The following is a 15,915-nucleotide window of genomic DNA, read 5'->3' on the forward strand; positions in this document are numbered from 1 at the left end:
GACTGGCAGGTGATACGGAATCGTTCCATAACAGTCGAATTTTGGTTGCCATGTAATAAAATCTAACCTATTACGCTCAATATAGATCGCATTACGATATAAGTCAATACTTGTGTTATGTTACCTTACATGTAAACCCTTTCATCGAAAGATTCACCTTGGATTCCGCGGATGGGTGTCCGAAATGCGCCTGCTGTACGCTTGGTATACGGCTAATTAAAGTGGGATTACACGTTCTTCATCCTCAATCAAGCGCACTGCATTTTCTTGCAAGTTCACATCACCTCGTTTCGTAAAGCGAAGCAATCGACCCGAGGATACGATGTGCTCGCAATAGAAGTTCACGGGTCGACACAGGACTACCGTATGAATTGCCATTAGCCATAGACGTCATCTATAGCCCCTCTGAAATCTATGCATTACTTGTATAGGCGGCCTTTGTATTATAGTGAAATCAGCAAAATAATCCGAAAGCTAATCCTTAGCTGTTCGAGAAGGAGTCGAGCACAACGACAAAAACTTGGGCGAAGATTGTAAGCTGCAAGCGAAGTGCCGTCTTATGTGATATATGTGGAAGAAATAAACAAGCCGTGTTATCCTGACCGGGATTCACCGGCGTAGAGGAGAGTTACTTTAATGGCGATTTCATTCGATTATTCCAACGCTTTATCGTTTATTGGTCAACATGAAGTGGATTATTTCAGCGAATTCGTGGATGCGGCGCACCGCATGCTGCACGAGAAGCGCGGACCGGGTTCCGATTATATGGGATGGGTGAATCTGCCGCTAACCTACGATCGCGACGAATTCGCGCGGATCAAATCCGCTGCGGCCCGCATTAGAAGCCATTCAAACGCGCTTGTCGTCATCGGCATCGGCGGATCGTATCTCGGCGCCAGAAGCGCGATCGAGGCGTTGTCCCATACGTTCCACAACCAGATCGAAGGGAACACCGAAGTGTATTATGCCGGTCAGAACATCAGCTCGACCTACATGACGCATCTGCTCGAGCTGCTGGACGGCAAGGAAGTGTCGCTCAACGTTATTTCCAAGTCGGGCACGACGACGGAACCGGCGATCGCCTTCCGCATCCTGCGCGATTACATGGAGAAGAGATACGGCGTGGAAGAGGCGCGCAAGCGTATATTCGCGACGACGGACGCTTCCAAAGGCGCGCTCAAGAAGCTGGCCGACGAAGAAGGCTATGAGACGTTCGTCATTCCGGACGACGTGGGCGGACGTTATTCCGTTCTGACCGCCGTAGGCCTGCTGCCGATCGCGGCTGCCGGCATCGACATCGATCGGATGATGGAAGGAGCCGCGGCGGCCGCGCGCAAATACAGCCAGCCCGATCTGGCCGACAACGAAAGCTATCAATACGCAGCCGTCCGCAATGCGCTGTATCGCAAAGGCAAATCGATCGAGCTGCTTGCGAACTTCGAGCCTTCGCTGCATTTCGTGTCCGAGTGGTGGAAGCAGCTGTTCGGCGAGAGCGAAGGCAAGGATCAGAAGGGCCTTTACCCGGCTTCCGTCGATTTCACGACCGATCTCCATTCCATGGGGCAGTACGTCCAAGAAGGCCGGCGCGACTTGCTCGAGACCGTGCTGAGCGTGAAGAAACCCCGGATCGAACTCGCCATAGAGGAAGCGGACAGCAACCTGGACGGACTGAATTTCCTGGCCGGCATGACGATGCACGAGGTGAACGCGAAGGCGGCTCAAGGCACTAGGCTCGCGCATGTCGACGGCGGCGTGCCGAACCTGATTATCGAGCTGGACGAACTGAATGCCTACACGTACGGCGAGATGGTCTATTTCTTCGAGAAAGCGTGCGGAATCAGCGGCTTGCTGCTGGGCGTCAATCCGTTCGATCAACCGGGCGTCGAAGCCTACAAGGTGAATATGTTCGCCTTGCTTGGCAAGCCGGGCTTCGAAGGGCGGAAGGCAGAGCTGGAGCGTCGCCTGTCTAATTAACAACAGATCTCACGAGGAGGAATTACAATGGCAAACCAACAAATCGGCGTCGTCGGCTTGGCCGTCATGGGCAAAAATCTGGCGCTTAATATCGAGAGCAAAGGCTTCTCGGTCGCGCTCTATAACCGGTCGCCCGAGAAAACCAAGGAGCTGCTCGCGGAAGCGGCAGGCAAGAACTTCGTCGGCACCTACAGCGTCGAGGAATTCGTGCAAGCGCTGGAGACGCCGCGCAAAATTCTGATCATGGTCAAAGCCGGGCAGCCGACGGACGATACGATCAATCAACTCGTGCCGTACTTAAGCCCGGGCGACATTCTCATCGATGGCGGCAACGCGTTCTTCCCGGATACGCAGCGCAGAAACAAAGCGCTGTCGGAAGCAGGCTTCCGCTTCATCGGCGCAGGCGTGTCGGGCGGCGAAGAAGGCGCCTTGAACGGACCGGCAATCATGCCGGGCGGACAGCGCAGCGCCTACGAGCTGGTCGAACCCATCTTGACGGCTATCTCGGCCAAAGTGAACGGCGACCCTTGCTCGACGTATATCGGGGAGGACGGCGCGGGCCATTACGTCAAAATGGTGCATAACGGCATCGAATACGGCGACATGCAGCTGATCGGCGAAGCCTATCATTTGCTGAAGGATGTCTTGAAATTGTCGCCGGCGGAGCTGCATGACATCTTCACGGAATGGAACAAAGGCGAGCTCGACAGCTATCTGATCGAGATTACGGCCGATATCTTCGGCAAGACGGATCCCGATACCGGCAAACCGATGGTCGATGTCATTCTCGACTCCGCAGGCCAGAAGGGTACGGGCAAATGGACAAGCCAAAACGCGCTCGACCTTGGCGTACCGTTGTCGATCATTACGGAATCCGTATTCGCCCGCTTCATCTCCGCGATGAAAGAAGAACGCGTCACGGCGAGCAAACTGCTCAGCGGCCCTGCGGCCGATACGTTCGGCGGCGATCGCGGCGCATTCATCGAATCGGTCCGCAAAGCGCTGTACGCCAGCAAAATCGCCTCGTACGCGCAAGGCTTCGCGCAAATGCGCGCCGCGTCCGAAGCGTATGGCTGGAACCTCGATTTCGGCAGCATCGCGATGATTTTCCGCGGCGGATGCATTATCCGGGCCCGGTTCCTGCAAAATATCAAGGATGCCTACGACCGCGATCCGGCGCTCAAGAACCTGTTCCTCGATTCGTATTTCCAGGGCATCGTCCAGAACTACCAAAACGCATGGCGCGACGTCATCGCGACGGCCGTGCAGCGCGGCATTCCGGTACCGGCGTTCGCTTCGGCGCTGGCGTATTACGACAGCTACCGTTCCGATCGTCTGCCGGCGAATCTGCTCCAGGCGCAGCGCGACTACTTCGGCGCCCATACGTTCCAACGCGTCGACCGCGATGGCAGCTTCCACTTCCAATGGATGAGCGAAGTGCCTACCGCCGTGAACTGAATTCGGATGTTATAAGGTCGTAACAAGGATTTCCCCCGGGTTCTGTCGAATTTCATGCGTATAGACGCAATGAAATGACGAGAATCCTTGGGGGGCATACACGTTGAATCCGAAATTCATGCATCAACATTTCGAGGTCAGAAAACAAATCCTTTCGCTGGTCGGCGCCAAAATCGATATTTTCGACCGGGATGGAACGCCCGTGCTTTACTCGCAGATGAAAGCCTTCAAGCTGAAGGAAGACATCCGTTTATATGCGGATGACACGATGCAAGAAGAATTGATTACCATTCAAGCGCGTAGCGTCATCGATTTCTCGGCGACCTACGACGTCGTCGATACCGCATCGGGGACCAAGATCGGTTGTTTGCGCCGCAAAGGGATGAAGTCGATCTTGAAGGACGAATGGACGATTCTGGATGCGAACGAGTCGGAAATCGCGCTGGTGAAGGAAGATAACGCGTTCTTCGCGCTATTGCGAAGATTCCTGACGAATTTGATTCCGCAGCATTATATCGTGGAGATGAACGGAAGCACGGTCGCGGAGTTCAAGCAAAACTTCAATCCGTTCGTCCAGAAGCTGAACCTCGACTTCTTCGCGGGCAGCGGAGACGGGCTGGATCGCCGTTTGGGCCTTGCCGCCGCGATTCTATTGATCGCCGTCGAGGGCAATCAGGGATAGATTCATGAAGAGCATAAGACTATAAAATGAAGGAAATGCATAAATTGCAGGAAAAGCATAACTTGCAGGAAGAGCAGCGTCGTCACGATACGTGACGGCGTTGTTTCTTTTTATCGCTGCTTCGCGATCAATGAGCCATAGACTAGTCCCATTTTCAACATCGTTTCATAGAATATGATAAACAGATCGCGAGGTGATTTCATGACAATCCAATTTCTGGATCAACGTATCTCGATCCATAACGACGGCTTCGGCGGCACGGAGCCGCTTGACGATTTGCCGATCTTGATCGGCGACATCGGACTTCAAGTCGTTGCCGCGAATCCGGCGAATACGTCCAATGTCCGCGTGCTGCTGACGGGAACGGCCAACGTCGCGCTCAGCGGCTCGCCCGAAGAACCGGGTCCAACCGTAGTGTCGCTTACGGTGGAACGCGGAGGAGACGGCACGGCGGGAACAGGCGTGATGATTTTGAATCAGCAATTCGAAATCTCCGCGTTTAGCCCGTTCTTTCCAATCAGCGTATCCGCGGCTGATTTCCCGCCTGCGGCCGCGGTATTGGCCGGCGAAATCCGTTACGTGCTCTTCATCGCATCGGACGGCGACGTCGCTCTGATCCTGAACGGCCCGGTCGTATTCAACGGCGTTGCTGCCGCAGGTACAACGACTTGACAAGCTGTTTCACGGCCGCTTGAGACGAAATTCGGGACAGTGCTGGTGAGCGGGCGCTGTCCTTTTCGCTGTTTCTGCTTCGTTATACTCCTTCCGCCTCGTTGCGCTCACCCGCCTCGAATGCGAATCAAACCTTGATCGTGAGGCCACAAGAACGACAGTACAAGAGGCTTGTGGAATTTAATTTCCAATAATTCGCAACTATTGCAATGAGTGCTTCGTCTAACCAACAGAGTCAAATAGCACTGCCTGGAGACGCGCTTCGCGTTAGGCGAAAAAGAGAGAGCAGAGGAGACGAAGCATGAAATTGTCAAAATGGTTGTTGGTCTTATCGTTCTTATTGTTGCCGTTCACATCCGCGGTATCCGATTCCGCGTCCGCGGAGGGTTTGGAGCCGCTTGCTCCGCCGCCGGCTACGGACACGCTCGTCCTGAAGATGTTGAGCGCCCAGATGATCCATAACGGCGCGACGTACCAATCCGCTCAACCCGTAGCTGCCATCGATGGCAGAACCTATATCCCGTTCAGTTCCATCGCGGCCCGCTACGGCTATAAGATTTCATACGACGCCGTGAAGAAGGAATCCACCGCCAAGAGCGATCGGCATGAGCTCGTCTTCAAGATCGGCAGCGGTTTCGCCGTCCGCGACGGCGTGCAGACCAAGCTGACCGGCGTACCCTACATTTCGAAAGGGTATCTGATGGTGCCGCTGCGCTCCTGGGGAGAGATGGCGGACAGCACGATCGCGGTCGTCGGCAAGCAAATCACGCTGAAATGGTCGACGGTCGTCATTCCGCCTAAGCCGACGGCAGACTTCGAGGTTCTGCCAACTGAAATTTATGCCGGGCAAACGATGGTTACATACACGGATCATGCGACGAATACGACCGGTATGCCGTTCATGGACGAACGTTGGGACGGACGATTGGACATCTTCCCCGAACCCGGAACGTATGTCATCACGCGAGAAGTGGAAGACAGCAATGGCGTGTGGAGCGATCCGTTCTCCGTCACCGTGACGGTCAAAGCGCCGAACTTGCCGCCGGTCGCCGACTTCACGACCGACAAGACGCAGTACCGCATCGGCGAGACCATTTCCTATACGGATCTCAGTACCGATGACGAGAATGCAATAGCGCGCAGCACGTTCACGGGGGCCGACAAAGCCTTCTTCGAACCGGGCGAACACCCCGTCACGCTCGAGGTCGAGGATGAGCACGGTTTGAAGACCTCCGTGACGAAGACGGTTTCGATCTCGAACGAAGTGCTTTACACGAAGGATGAATACGATCGGTTGTTCACGGCAACGGGCGATATCTACGCCGTTGACGGCGCTGCCGTGCTGAACTACCCGGCATACAAGTATTCGATCGTCAACGAGCCGGCCCAGATGGTTCGCAGCAACAGCCCAGAGACGCTCGTCCAGGAAGGGATCTCGTACCATGCTCAATTGACGGGCAAAGTCCGGTTCATGTTCCATAACGTCAATAATATCGGGTATCCCGTCTCGGTCCATCTGCTGGCGACGAATATGGGCAGCGGCACGGCAAACTATAACAAAAGCGCTTCGGGAATGGGCGGACCGACGGCATCGCCCGAGCTTGCCGGCAAGCTGTCCACATCGCGCTATCTGAGTTCGCTGGCAAGCAATCCGACACCGGTATGGTCGACGATCCTTCCGGGGGAGACGAAGGAAATTCTGCCCGAGCTGGCCAAGGTACCGATGAAGGCGGGCGAATCGCTGAGCTCTTACGTGGACGTGTTTTCCGATCGCGAGCTGCTCTATACCGTCGTCGTTACTGCCGTGGGCAAGAATCCGGTCACGGAACTTCCGAACCTGACGGATTTGCCGAGAGACGGCAAGCATGTCAGAGGCACGTTCTACAACGCCGATCGTTCCATTACGATCGATGACCAGATCGGCGCTGCGCCGCAGCGGATCATGTTCGGCGATGTAGGGGGAGTCGATACCATTATTGACGGCATCGACGAGATGACAGGACAGCTCGAGTACAACCGGGGGAATTACGGCGTATTGTATCGCATGCACCTGTCGCATGTAGCGCCAAACACGTTGATCTCGCTGAATGCGCGAGGCGGCTTGTACACGGGGGCTTTTCTCGTTAATGACCAGCTCGTTACGGTCGCGAACAATCAAGCTTTGAGGAGCAACGCACAGTCTGCGGTTATGTATCGGACCGGGGCGAGCGAAGAAGCGGTCGACATCGTGTTTACCATCGCTTCGGGAAGCAACTTGCCGATCGCGATGACATTCACGCAGCTGCCGCAGCTTCGCCAATAGACTTGTTCTAGCGACATTGCCTGGCGACGCGTTCCAACAGACGGTAAGCCATCATACGCAAGAAGAACCGGCAGCCGATGTATCGGCTGCCGGTTCTTTGAATTTCTTGACTGTTCAGCGGGTTTAGCGAACATCTATCGCGTCGGCGCAGGGGACTTCTTATAATTCCGCTGCCGGCGCCGCCTTCACTGGCAAGCGCGCCAGGTTCTTCAAATCCCGGAACCCGATCAATCGCTTGCTGGGCTCATGCCACAGCCGGAAGTTCAAGGATGCCAGACTGGTCAGAAGCGTAATCGTTCGTACTTCCTGCAAGCTCGGATTGGTCTCATGCACGGCTTCGAGATTGTAGTTGGGAATTCGCGGGCTCAAGTGATGAATGTGATGGAAGCCGATGTTGCCCGTAATCCAGTGCAGAACGCGCGGCAATTTATAATAAGAGCTGCCGTGCATCGCGGCTTTGACGTATTCCCAATCCGCGTCCTCTTCGTAATACGAATCCTCGAATTGATGCTGTACATAGAAGAGCCAGATGCCCGCAACGCTGGAGACCATGAAGATCGTACCTTGGATCAGGAGGAATGTCTGCCATCCGACAGCCCAGCAGAGCAGGCCGCCGACAGCGACGATTCCGGCATTCGTTATATACGTGTTAATCCGCTCTTTCGCGCCTGCGCGCTTCCGGTTGAAGCGGTAGTCGATCAGGAAGATGTACACCGGTCCGATCGTGAACATAATAAACGGATTGCGATACAGCCGGTAGACCAAACGGCGCAGCGGAGAAGCGGTTAAATATTCTTCTACGGTCAGCGTCCAAATATCCCCGGTCCCTCGGCGGTCGAGATTGCCGCAAGTCGCGTGATGAACGGTGTGGCTGTACTTCCATTGCAGATACGGTACATAAGTTAGAATTCCCGTAATCGTACCGATAATGTCGTTTGCTTTTCGATTTTTGAAGAAAGATTTGTGACAGCAATCATGGAAAATAATGAACGTGCGGACGAGAAATCCACCCGCGATCATTGCTATCCCTACCGTAAGCCAAGCGGAGATTGGCGAACACAAGAAAGCGGCGAGCCAAAGCAGTACTACGGGTCCGATCGTATTGATAAGCTGCCAGATACTGCTTGTGAGTCTTGGTTTTTCATAAGCGGATATTTCTTTTCGCCAATTGCCTTGCTGGGCTTCTTTCATTAGGTTGTCATGGTCCTCTCTCGACGCTGCTGTTCTACATGCATGTTAACATCAACGGTACTACGAAAGATAGGCATAAGGCGTTCCATATAAATCTAAACGCGGTCTTGATCGCCTATTGCGATCGCATCTTTGCAAGGATCGGATCAAGAATGGATGCGCGCCGATACGATAGGATATGCTCGAGGCTTCGATGCAGCGCGGCAATTGGGCGCCGCAACCATTTTCTGGTCGGCGTCGTCTTAGTGGGTAAGACAGCATCGGCTTCACGCCGATCGAAGAAGACGAAAAGGAGCGTGAAACGTATGAATCGAAGAAGAATGGCCGCGGCGATCGCGGCTGCGGTCATGGCTGGCGTTATCCTCGCGCCGACTGGAGCGGAACGGACGTATGCGGACGGTGCTGCTCCGGCCACGCGAATAGAAGTGATGGGGAAGGCGCTTACGCCCGGCGAGGTGCCGCTGGTCGACCACGGACGGGTACTCGTGCCGCTGCGCGCGGTTACCGAGGCGTTCGGCGCGAACGTCCAGTGGGACGCCAAGACGAGCACGGTATCTGTCCGCAAGTGGAGCGTGACGGTTCGGTTCAAAGCATTCAGCAGCGCTGCCGTCGTCGACCGGGCATACCCTGGCGGCGCGAACCGGTCGACGGACAAGCTTGACGTGCCGATGAAGCTGCGCGGGAACAGGGCGTATGTTCCTCTTCGCTACCTGGCTGCTCAGTTCGGCTATGCGGCCGACTGGCATGACGGTACGGTCTTTATTGCATCGCCGCTCTCCAAGCAGAAGCATGATACACTGAATACGGGCGATCTCGCGAAGGCGCGCGAAATCGCGGTTTTGCTCGGGTACGATGCGCAGTATGCGATCAAGCCGATGACTGCGGGCAACGTCGGCGAAGCCGATGGCATAACGATGCTGTTTCCCGAAGGGGAGGCGCTTCGATTCATCCGGATCGCAGGGGATCTGGTGGAACAAGTTGAGATCGTGGACGATCATGCGGTCGTAACGTGGGGAGCCCGATTATCCGGGACGACGGCAGACCAGCTGCGCAGCTTCATGAATCGGAAGTGGACCGGCGGCGTCGGCGAAGCTCCTCGGGCGGGCGGCGATTACATCTATTACAATAGCGGCATCTTCGGGGAAACGGGATGGACGGAATACGGGATCGTCGATGCCGAGGGGGCATTTACGCAGACGGGCTACCGTCATTACGGGTTCGGCGAAACGGATACCGAGACCGGTACCTTGGAAATCGCCAAAAAAGGCGAGAAGCGAACGGACGCAGCGGGATCTTAATCAGGGTCACCATTCGTTACAGCGGGATGGCCGGACATAGCGGGAGAATGCATCGTATCGTTCGCTCCGCCGCCGTATTAGTTACGATCCAGACAAATGCAAATTCAGGCAAGGGGGACGGACATGAAGAGAATCGGCTGCTTGCACGCGCACCACTCCAATATCGATCTTATCGAAGAGGCGCTGCACGCATTCGACGTGGAGCTCGTTCACTTCGTGGAACCGGGATTGGATCGACTGAAACACGATGCCGAATTTAGTTTGCAGGATTCCGAGAAGAAGGTACTGGAGACGATAGGATGGGTCTCCCGGTGCCACGTCGATGCGATCTTGGTCACGTGCACGTACTTCACGGGGCTGCTGCACGATGACAGCCGTCAATTAGGCGTACCTGTCATCAAGATCGATGAACCGTTGAACGAACTGCTCATCGGCCAAGAAGGCAGCGCGGTCTTCGTATTCACCAATCCGGCTACGGTAGCGGGAACGATGGCGCAATTCGAACGTTTCGCGGCAGGCAAAGGAAATGGCATTTTCGCGGAAGCCAAGCTGCTGCCCGGAACGTTCGAGCTCATTATGCAGGGCAGGAAGGAAGAGTATGTTCAAGCGGTAACCGAGGGCTTGCAGCGCATCGCAATGGAGCAGCCTGAGGCTTGCATCGTTGCCGCGCAATTATCGATGGTACCTGCAGCCCGCCAGGTTGCTGCCCTGGCGGGCAATAAGGGCATCCGTATCGTGAATCAGCTGGATGCCCTAACCGGCTGCTTGGTAAAGCAGCTCTCTATTGCACGCAGAAGCCGTTAAGCTTCGGTTGATACGAGGGGGGGCAGTCGGGATCGCATCACCTACATAGTGGCAGGCGCCGGCTTGCTGGTCGGCTCGTCGGACGGAAGAGAACTGCTCATAAACGTATTGCCATCCTAACCGCGAATCTCGCGGTTATTTTTTTCGGTTTTTGTTGAAGGGGATGAAATGCTGCTCAAAATAGCGGTTATTTATTTTATTTATTTATATATTTTATTTATTTATTGCCGAGTTGTTCGGCCAAACCGATGAGAAGCCCTTCGGTTCCGCGAATATAGCAGAGCCTGTACGAATCGCCGTATTGAACCATTTCGCCAACCAGCTGAGCGCCGCGCTTCGTGAGCCGGGCTACCAATTCGTCGATGTTTTCAACGGCGAACATGACGCGCAGATAACCGAGGGCATTGACGGGAGCGGTTCGGTGGTCTGCTATCGTAGGCGGGGTGATGAATCGCGACAGTTCAAGTCGGCTGTGGCCGTCCGGAGTAACCATCATGGCAATCTCCACGCACTGTGAGCCCAGCCCGGTTACGCGACCGGCCCATTCGCCTTCGACGGTAGTTCGCCCTTCGAGCTTCAAGCCGATCTCCTCGAAGAAAGCGATGGCGTCTTCAAGGGATTCCACGACGATGCCGACATTGTCCATCCTTAGCAATTTGTTGTTTTCCATCATTTTATCTCCTTCTGTTCCAAATTGAATACCCCGAACGTCTTCATCCTGCACCCTTGTAACAATTCGGAGTTACGCTATGATCTCCTGCTTGTTCATTCTGAACTAATTAGACGAAGCGCCGTGAGGATCCGTGGGGAAATCAACTCCGAATCATGTTTTCCTTCAACATAGAACATGTGTTCCCGTGTGTCGACAGTCAATAATAAAGTCGCGGCAAGACGGCTTTTATTAGTTACTGGTATAAAAGTCGATCCCATAATCAGAATGACCTAAGCGTTATCCCGATCTTGGTTAAATTAGATATCAAAGTATAACGAAAGACAAAGATAGATAATAGTTGCCGAGCGGGGCAGCCTTTATACTATTCATGAAAGCGAATACATAACCGAAGGAGGCCAAAAGCGCCATGTCAACGCGGTCGGATAGGCAATCGTTCTGAATCGTTGATCCGATCTCAATCGTTAACCCGAACGAAACGAGACAAGCCGGCCGTATCCCTCTCTCCCCAAGACGTCCCGACAATCGAATCTGCAAAGGAAGTGTTTGCGTGCTAAGAAAGAGAAGCTTGATGTCCGCTTTGCTCTCCGCTTCGCTGCTCTTGATCGTAATCGATTCGCCCGCGCTGGCGGAAAGTTCCGCCGCCCAAGGCAGTAACGCGCAGGTTCCGGTGAAAATAAAGCTAACGACCGATATGCTCATCAACGAGACCGGACTTGGCGATGCAGGGCTGCTCGTTGACGAACAGGACGAAGCCGGAAGCACGCCTGTCAATGCCGAATACACCAACTGGCTCGTCAATAACAACCAGTCCTATCTGTACCCGGCCGGAGCCGTTATCGATTTGGGCCGGCGCTATAAGATCACCGGCGTATATTTATATGACCCCGCCGGCAGCAGCGGAGATTTCAAAGTATCGTACGGACCGCCGTTCCAGTGGATCGAGCTGTTTACCGATCCGTTGAAAGGCGACAATGTTTGGAACAAACACGACGCCGACGTGGAGACCCGTTTCCTCCAGCTGTCGAAGGTCTCCTCGGATGTTGCGATGAGCGAGATCGTCGTTTACGGCTATCCGCTGGAGGACATGCCGGCTGCCTCGCTGAAGCCCGCTCCCACGTCCTTTGCTATCCCGGTGAACGAAGCGATCGGGACGAATGCTTTCATCGACTCGCCCATCGAGCAGATGAAGGCGACGGGCGTCATTCGCGAATACCACAACTGGAGCTTCGTGGAGGAGCAGGAGGGCCAGAACAAGTTCTCGCCGTCCGCGAACAATTACTGGGATTTCGACGAATACTACAAGCAGCTGAAGGACGCCGGCATCATCGCCTCACCGGCGATTCAAGGGAACGCGCCTTACGTCAACGGCAGCTGGAACGGCCAGCCGATCAAGCAAGGTGCCGATCCGTTGGATCCCCAATCGTACTACATGCACGCTTCGCATCTGTACCAGTATGCAGCCAGATACGGAAGCAGCCCGGTTCCGCTCGATACGATCAAGGTAGCGCCAGGGCAGGAGAAGAAGACGGGGCTCGGCTATTTGAGCTATTACGAGGATTGGAACGAGCCGGACGCTTCCTGGCAAGGCGACGGCAGCGTTTATTTCTCGCCCTATGAATTTGCGGCGATGGTCAGCGCTGACTACGACGGTCACCAGTCCGCGCTCGGCGAGGCATATGGCGTGAAGAATGCCGATCCGAACGCCAAGCTCGTTATGGGCGGTCTTGCCGACCCTGGCTCGGTCGGAAACGTATCGGCGAACTCCTACATCCGCGCGATGAAATTCTGGTCCGATTATCACCGTACCGACGGCGTATTCCCCGCGGACGTGCTGAACATTCATCATTATTGGGACACGGGATGGGCCGGAAGCCCGCAGTCGCCCGAGGAAGGCCATATGAAGGAATGGCTGGAGCAATTCGTGCAGTTCCGCGACCGGTATTTGCCGGGCAAAGAGCTGTGGCTGACGGAATTCGGCTACGACACCAGCAAGGGAATGGATCCGCTCGGCTATTGGGGTTCGCGCACGAGCACGCAATCGGAGCAAATGCAAGCCGATTGGATTATCCGCGGCTTCCTGGCTTCGCTCTCGGCGGGTATCGACCGGACGACCCAATATATGATCCGCGACGCGAACGACGATCCGAACAACAACATTCAATACAGCTCCAGCGGATTCACGTCGACCCGCAATACGGGAGAGGTTCCCAAGATCTCTTATTACTATATGTACGCCTTTAAGGATGCGCTGAAGGGCATGGTGTTCGACAAGGCCGTGCAAGCGATCGATCCGAACGTTTGGATCTATACATTCAAGAGCCTGGCGGGCAGCAAGAACGCATACGTCGTATGGTCTCCGACACGAAACGGCTCGAAGGTGAACGGCTACAAGCTGCAGCTTGACGGCAAACCGTCCAGGGTAACCTCTATTGAGCTGACGGATAAGGATACGGACGGCGTGGCGAAGGAGTTGTCCGTCCAGAACGGCGCGGTCAAAGTAAACGTCAGCGAGACGCCGCTTATCGTGCTGACCGATCAGAAGGCAGCCGGCCTGAGCGATATTTCCGGCAGCGGTCCTATCGCGATTCCGGCAAAGGGCAGCGCCGAAACGCCATTATCGGCCACGGTTACGGATCAGAACGCAGCTCCGCTGGGGACTGAATCCGTCCATTGGTCCGTTACCGATTCGTCCGGCCGCAAGGCAAACGGCCTGTCGATCGACAAGAAGGGCGTACTGGCGGTGAAGTCTTCCGCCCAGGCAGGCAGCTATACGATTACGGCAAGCGCTTCCGCCAAGCCAGCCATCGAGAAATCAACGACGATTACGCTTTATAAGGCATCTGCGGCAGGTATTGAGATTAGCGGAATCGATGCGGCGGCAATCCCCGCCAAGGGAAGCAGTACAGCTGCTTATGCTGGCAAGGTTACGGATCAGCATCAGGCTGCGATGGCCGGAGAGATCGATTGGAAGGTGCTCGACGCTGCAGGACATGCGGTCCATGACGTCACCGTCGATAAGCGAGGGGTGCTCACCGTCAATAACACGGCAGCGCCAGGCAGCTATACGATCCAGGCTTCGCTTCATTCCAACGCGAGCGTGAAAGCAGCGAAGACGGTCACATTGGCGCCTGCAGCGAAGGTAGATATCGTCTCCGCTTTCGCCGATGGCGCGCTTTACAGCCAGATTACGATTCCGCCATCCGGCAAGATTACGATCACGTCGCCGTATGCCGCGAAGTCTAACAGCCAGGCCGACGGTAAAGGCGTCTCGATCGGGAATGACAGCTACGCGTATTCCGTCGTGAAGTCGGATACCGGCGCGCCCGTCGATACGATGAGCGTCGACAAGTCCGGTTACCTGACCGTCAACAGCCGCACCGCTCCAGGCATGTATAAGCTTACGGCCGTATCCAAGACGAACCCGGCGGTAAGCGGAACATACGAGCTCAACCTGTTCAAGCTCGCCGGCGCTTCGATCAGCTCGGGGCCGGATACGATCGCGATTCCCGAGCATGACTATGCGCTCGTCAAATACGGCGAATCGACGCAGGGCGTGGCGCTCGGCATTCCCGCCTACGACAATATGTTCAACGGCAACTCGTGGAATTACTTGTACAAGTGGGAAATTTTCGACGCTCAAGGCAAGCCGGCCCAAGATCTGACGTTTAATGCCAAGCCGGATCCGAACAATACGCTGAACGTCTCGTCCAAAGCGAAGCCCGGCGTCTATACGATCCGAATCACGTCGACGATCGATTCGTCCATTACCGCCAAGAAAACGATCACGCTTACCGGAAAGTAAGCGGGTATTAGCTCCAGCGCATACGCAATAATTAATTCAGATGCAAGCGAAATCGCAAAAAGCAAACGAAAGCGCAGAAGCAGAGCGCCAATGCCAATGCAAATGCAAACGAAGCCCTCCCCGGTCGGGAGGGCTTTTCGTTCATTGCATGCAGCGCGTCATCTACTAGATCCAATACGTCGAATCCGATGAATCTTCGGTTCGAACCCATTGATCTAATGCGGTGCTCCTTCAAACTCGATTCCGCAAGGTCCGGGGCTTTCATTCTTCTGCACGCTGACGATTTCCCCATGGCGGTCATGCAGGCTGTCATAGATGTGATGGCCGAGCCGATGCGTGGATTCGCCAACGTAGTGGCAGATGAAGGAACGGCGGAAGCGGTCCGCGGAATAATTGGGATATGAGCCGTGAATGGTGCTGCCGTTGAAGAACAGCACGTCGCCGGCCGCCATATTCGCCGGGACGATCCGGCTGCCTGCGGGCAGATCGACTTCGTCGCGGAAGAAAGAGACGGAGGGGTCTGCTTCGTGCGGGCACTGGATGTCGAGGAACTGGGTTTGCGGCACCACGACAAGACCGCCGTTCTCCTCGTCGCACGCGTCGATCGCGGTCCAAGCGGCAATGCAGGTACCCGGTTCCACGCGCAGATAATAGTTGTCCTGGTGCAGCGCTTGTCCTCGCGAGCCCGGCGGCTTGTAATAGAACATGCTTTGCGCGGCGAGCGGTTCCTCGCCCATCATGTCGGCGAGAATATCCACGATCCGCGGGTCGAGCATATAGGATTTTGCCAGTTCGATAACGCGGTGCGGATAGAGGATCCGCGGATACATCAGCAGGGGATCGCCGTTCGCCTCTTCATAGGAAGCGGGTTCAAAATAGCCCGGAAGCGCGCCGTTCGCCTGAATGTCCATGAACGTATCCCGGATGGCCCGAATATCCTCGCTGTCGAACAACCCCCGGACGATCAAATAGCCTTCCTCCTTGAATTGTCTTTTCTGTTCGTCGGTCAGACGGATGGGCTTATGGGGAGCTTGTATGCCAAGACATCCTTTCTCGTTG

Annotated in this window: 11 protein-coding genes; 8 read left to right on the top strand and 3 right to left on the bottom strand. The window is 55.2% G+C overall.

Features of this window, described 5'->3' with window-relative positions:
- The first annotated feature begins 636 nt into the window (after positions 1-636).
- The 5 genes from GT003_RS10325 (at position 637) to GT003_RS10345 (ending at position 7,088) form a co-directional block, all read left to right on the top strand.
- On the top strand, positions 637-1,974 hold the full coding sequence (locus GT003_RS10325) for a glucose-6-phosphate isomerase (protein ID WP_161697142.1): 1,338 nt from the start codon (positions 637-639) through the stop codon (positions 1,972-1,974).
- 27 nt (positions 1,975-2,001) lie between these two features.
- Positions 2,002-3,432: an NADP-dependent phosphogluconate dehydrogenase gene (gene gndA / locus GT003_RS10330; protein WP_161697144.1), complete on the top strand. Its 1,431-nt coding sequence runs from the start codon at positions 2,002-2,004 to the stop codon at positions 3,430-3,432.
- 103 nt (positions 3,433-3,535) lie between these two features.
- Positions 3,536-4,114, top strand: coding sequence for an LURP-one-related family protein (locus tag GT003_RS10335; RefSeq protein WP_239565749.1), 579 nt, complete (start codon positions 3,536-3,538; stop codon positions 4,112-4,114).
- A gap of 201 nt (positions 4,115-4,315) precedes the next feature.
- Positions 4,316-4,786, top strand: coding sequence for a hypothetical protein (locus GT003_RS10340; protein ID WP_161697146.1), 471 nt, complete (start codon positions 4,316-4,318; stop codon positions 4,784-4,786).
- Between the two features lie 301 nt (positions 4,787-5,087).
- A complete protein-coding gene (locus GT003_RS10345; RefSeq protein ID WP_161697148.1) occupies positions 5,088-7,088 on the top strand; it encodes a copper amine oxidase N-terminal domain-containing protein in 2,001 nt (666 codons plus the stop codon).
- A gap of 159 nt (positions 7,089-7,247) precedes the next feature.
- Here the strand turns inward: GT003_RS10345 and desA are convergent, their stop codons facing one another.
- Positions 7,248-8,279 carry a Delta(5) desaturase DesA gene (gene desA / locus GT003_RS10350; RefSeq protein ID WP_161697150.1) on the bottom strand — a complete coding sequence of 344 codons (1,032 nt, stop codon included), beginning with the start codon at positions 8,277-8,279 and terminating at the stop codon, positions 7,248-7,250.
- A gap of 305 nt (positions 8,280-8,584) precedes the next feature.
- On the opposite strand from desA, the gene GT003_RS10355 reads away from it, so the two are divergent.
- Both GT003_RS10355 and GT003_RS10360 read left to right on the top strand, forming a co-directional pair.
- Positions 8,585-9,577, top strand: coding sequence for a copper amine oxidase N-terminal domain-containing protein (locus tag GT003_RS10355; protein ID WP_161697152.1), 993 nt, complete (start codon positions 8,585-8,587; stop codon positions 9,575-9,577).
- Between the two features lie 123 nt (positions 9,578-9,700).
- Positions 9,701-10,381 carry a hypothetical protein gene (locus GT003_RS10360; RefSeq protein ID WP_161697154.1) on the top strand — a complete coding sequence of 227 codons (681 nt, stop codon included), beginning with the start codon at positions 9,701-9,703 and terminating at the stop codon, positions 10,379-10,381.
- A gap of 217 nt (positions 10,382-10,598) precedes the next feature.
- On the opposite strand, the gene GT003_RS10365 is transcribed toward GT003_RS10360, so the two are convergent.
- The gene (locus GT003_RS10365; protein WP_161697156.1) at positions 10,599-11,051 is read right to left on the bottom strand and encodes a VOC family protein; all 453 of its coding nucleotides are present in this window, start codon (positions 11,049-11,051) and stop codon (positions 10,599-10,601) included.
- A 550-nt stretch (positions 11,052-11,601) separates the two neighbouring features.
- Between GT003_RS10365 and GT003_RS10370 the strand changes: the two genes are divergently transcribed.
- Positions 11,602-14,856 carry an Ig-like domain-containing protein gene (locus tag GT003_RS10370; protein ID WP_161697158.1) on the top strand — a complete coding sequence of 1,085 codons (3,255 nt, stop codon included), beginning with the start codon at positions 11,602-11,604 and terminating at the stop codon, positions 14,854-14,856.
- Positions 14,857-15,071: 215 nt separating this feature from the next.
- On the opposite strand, the gene GT003_RS10375 is transcribed toward GT003_RS10370, so the two are convergent.
- The gene (locus GT003_RS10375; protein WP_420831429.1) at positions 15,072-15,893 is read right to left on the bottom strand and encodes a phytanoyl-CoA dioxygenase family protein; all 822 of its coding nucleotides are present in this window, start codon (positions 15,891-15,893) and stop codon (positions 15,072-15,074) included.
- Between the last annotated feature and the right edge of the window lie 22 nt (positions 15,894-15,915).

The organism is Paenibacillus sacheonensis, from assembly GCF_009909195.1.
Classification (GTDB): domain Bacteria; phylum Bacillota; class Bacilli; order Paenibacillales; family Paenibacillaceae; genus Paenibacillus_Z; species Paenibacillus_Z sacheonensis.

Coding starts and splice junctions, on each gene's coding strand:
- GT003_RS10325 (WP_161697142.1), top strand. CDS start 637: ATGGCGATTTCATTCGATTATTCCAACGCTTTATCGTTTATTGGTCAA.
- gndA (WP_161697144.1), top strand. CDS start 2,002: ATGGCAAACCAACAAATCGGCGTCGTCGGCTTGGCCGTCATGGGCAAA.
- GT003_RS10340 (WP_161697146.1), top strand. CDS start 4,316: ATGACAATCCAATTTCTGGATCAACGTATCTCGATCCATAACGACGGC.
- GT003_RS10345 (WP_161697148.1), top strand. CDS start 5,088: ATGAAATTGTCAAAATGGTTGTTGGTCTTATCGTTCTTATTGTTGCCG.
- desA (WP_161697150.1), bottom strand. CDS start 8,279: ATGAAAGAAGCCCAGCAAGGCAATTGGCGAAAAGAAATATCCGCTTAT.
- GT003_RS10355 (WP_161697152.1), top strand. CDS start 8,585: ATGAATCGAAGAAGAATGGCCGCGGCGATCGCGGCTGCGGTCATGGCT.
- GT003_RS10360 (WP_161697154.1), top strand. CDS start 9,701: ATGAAGAGAATCGGCTGCTTGCACGCGCACCACTCCAATATCGATCTT.
- GT003_RS10365 (WP_161697156.1), bottom strand. CDS start 11,051: ATGGAAAACAACAAATTGCTAAGGATGGACAATGTCGGCATCGTCGTG.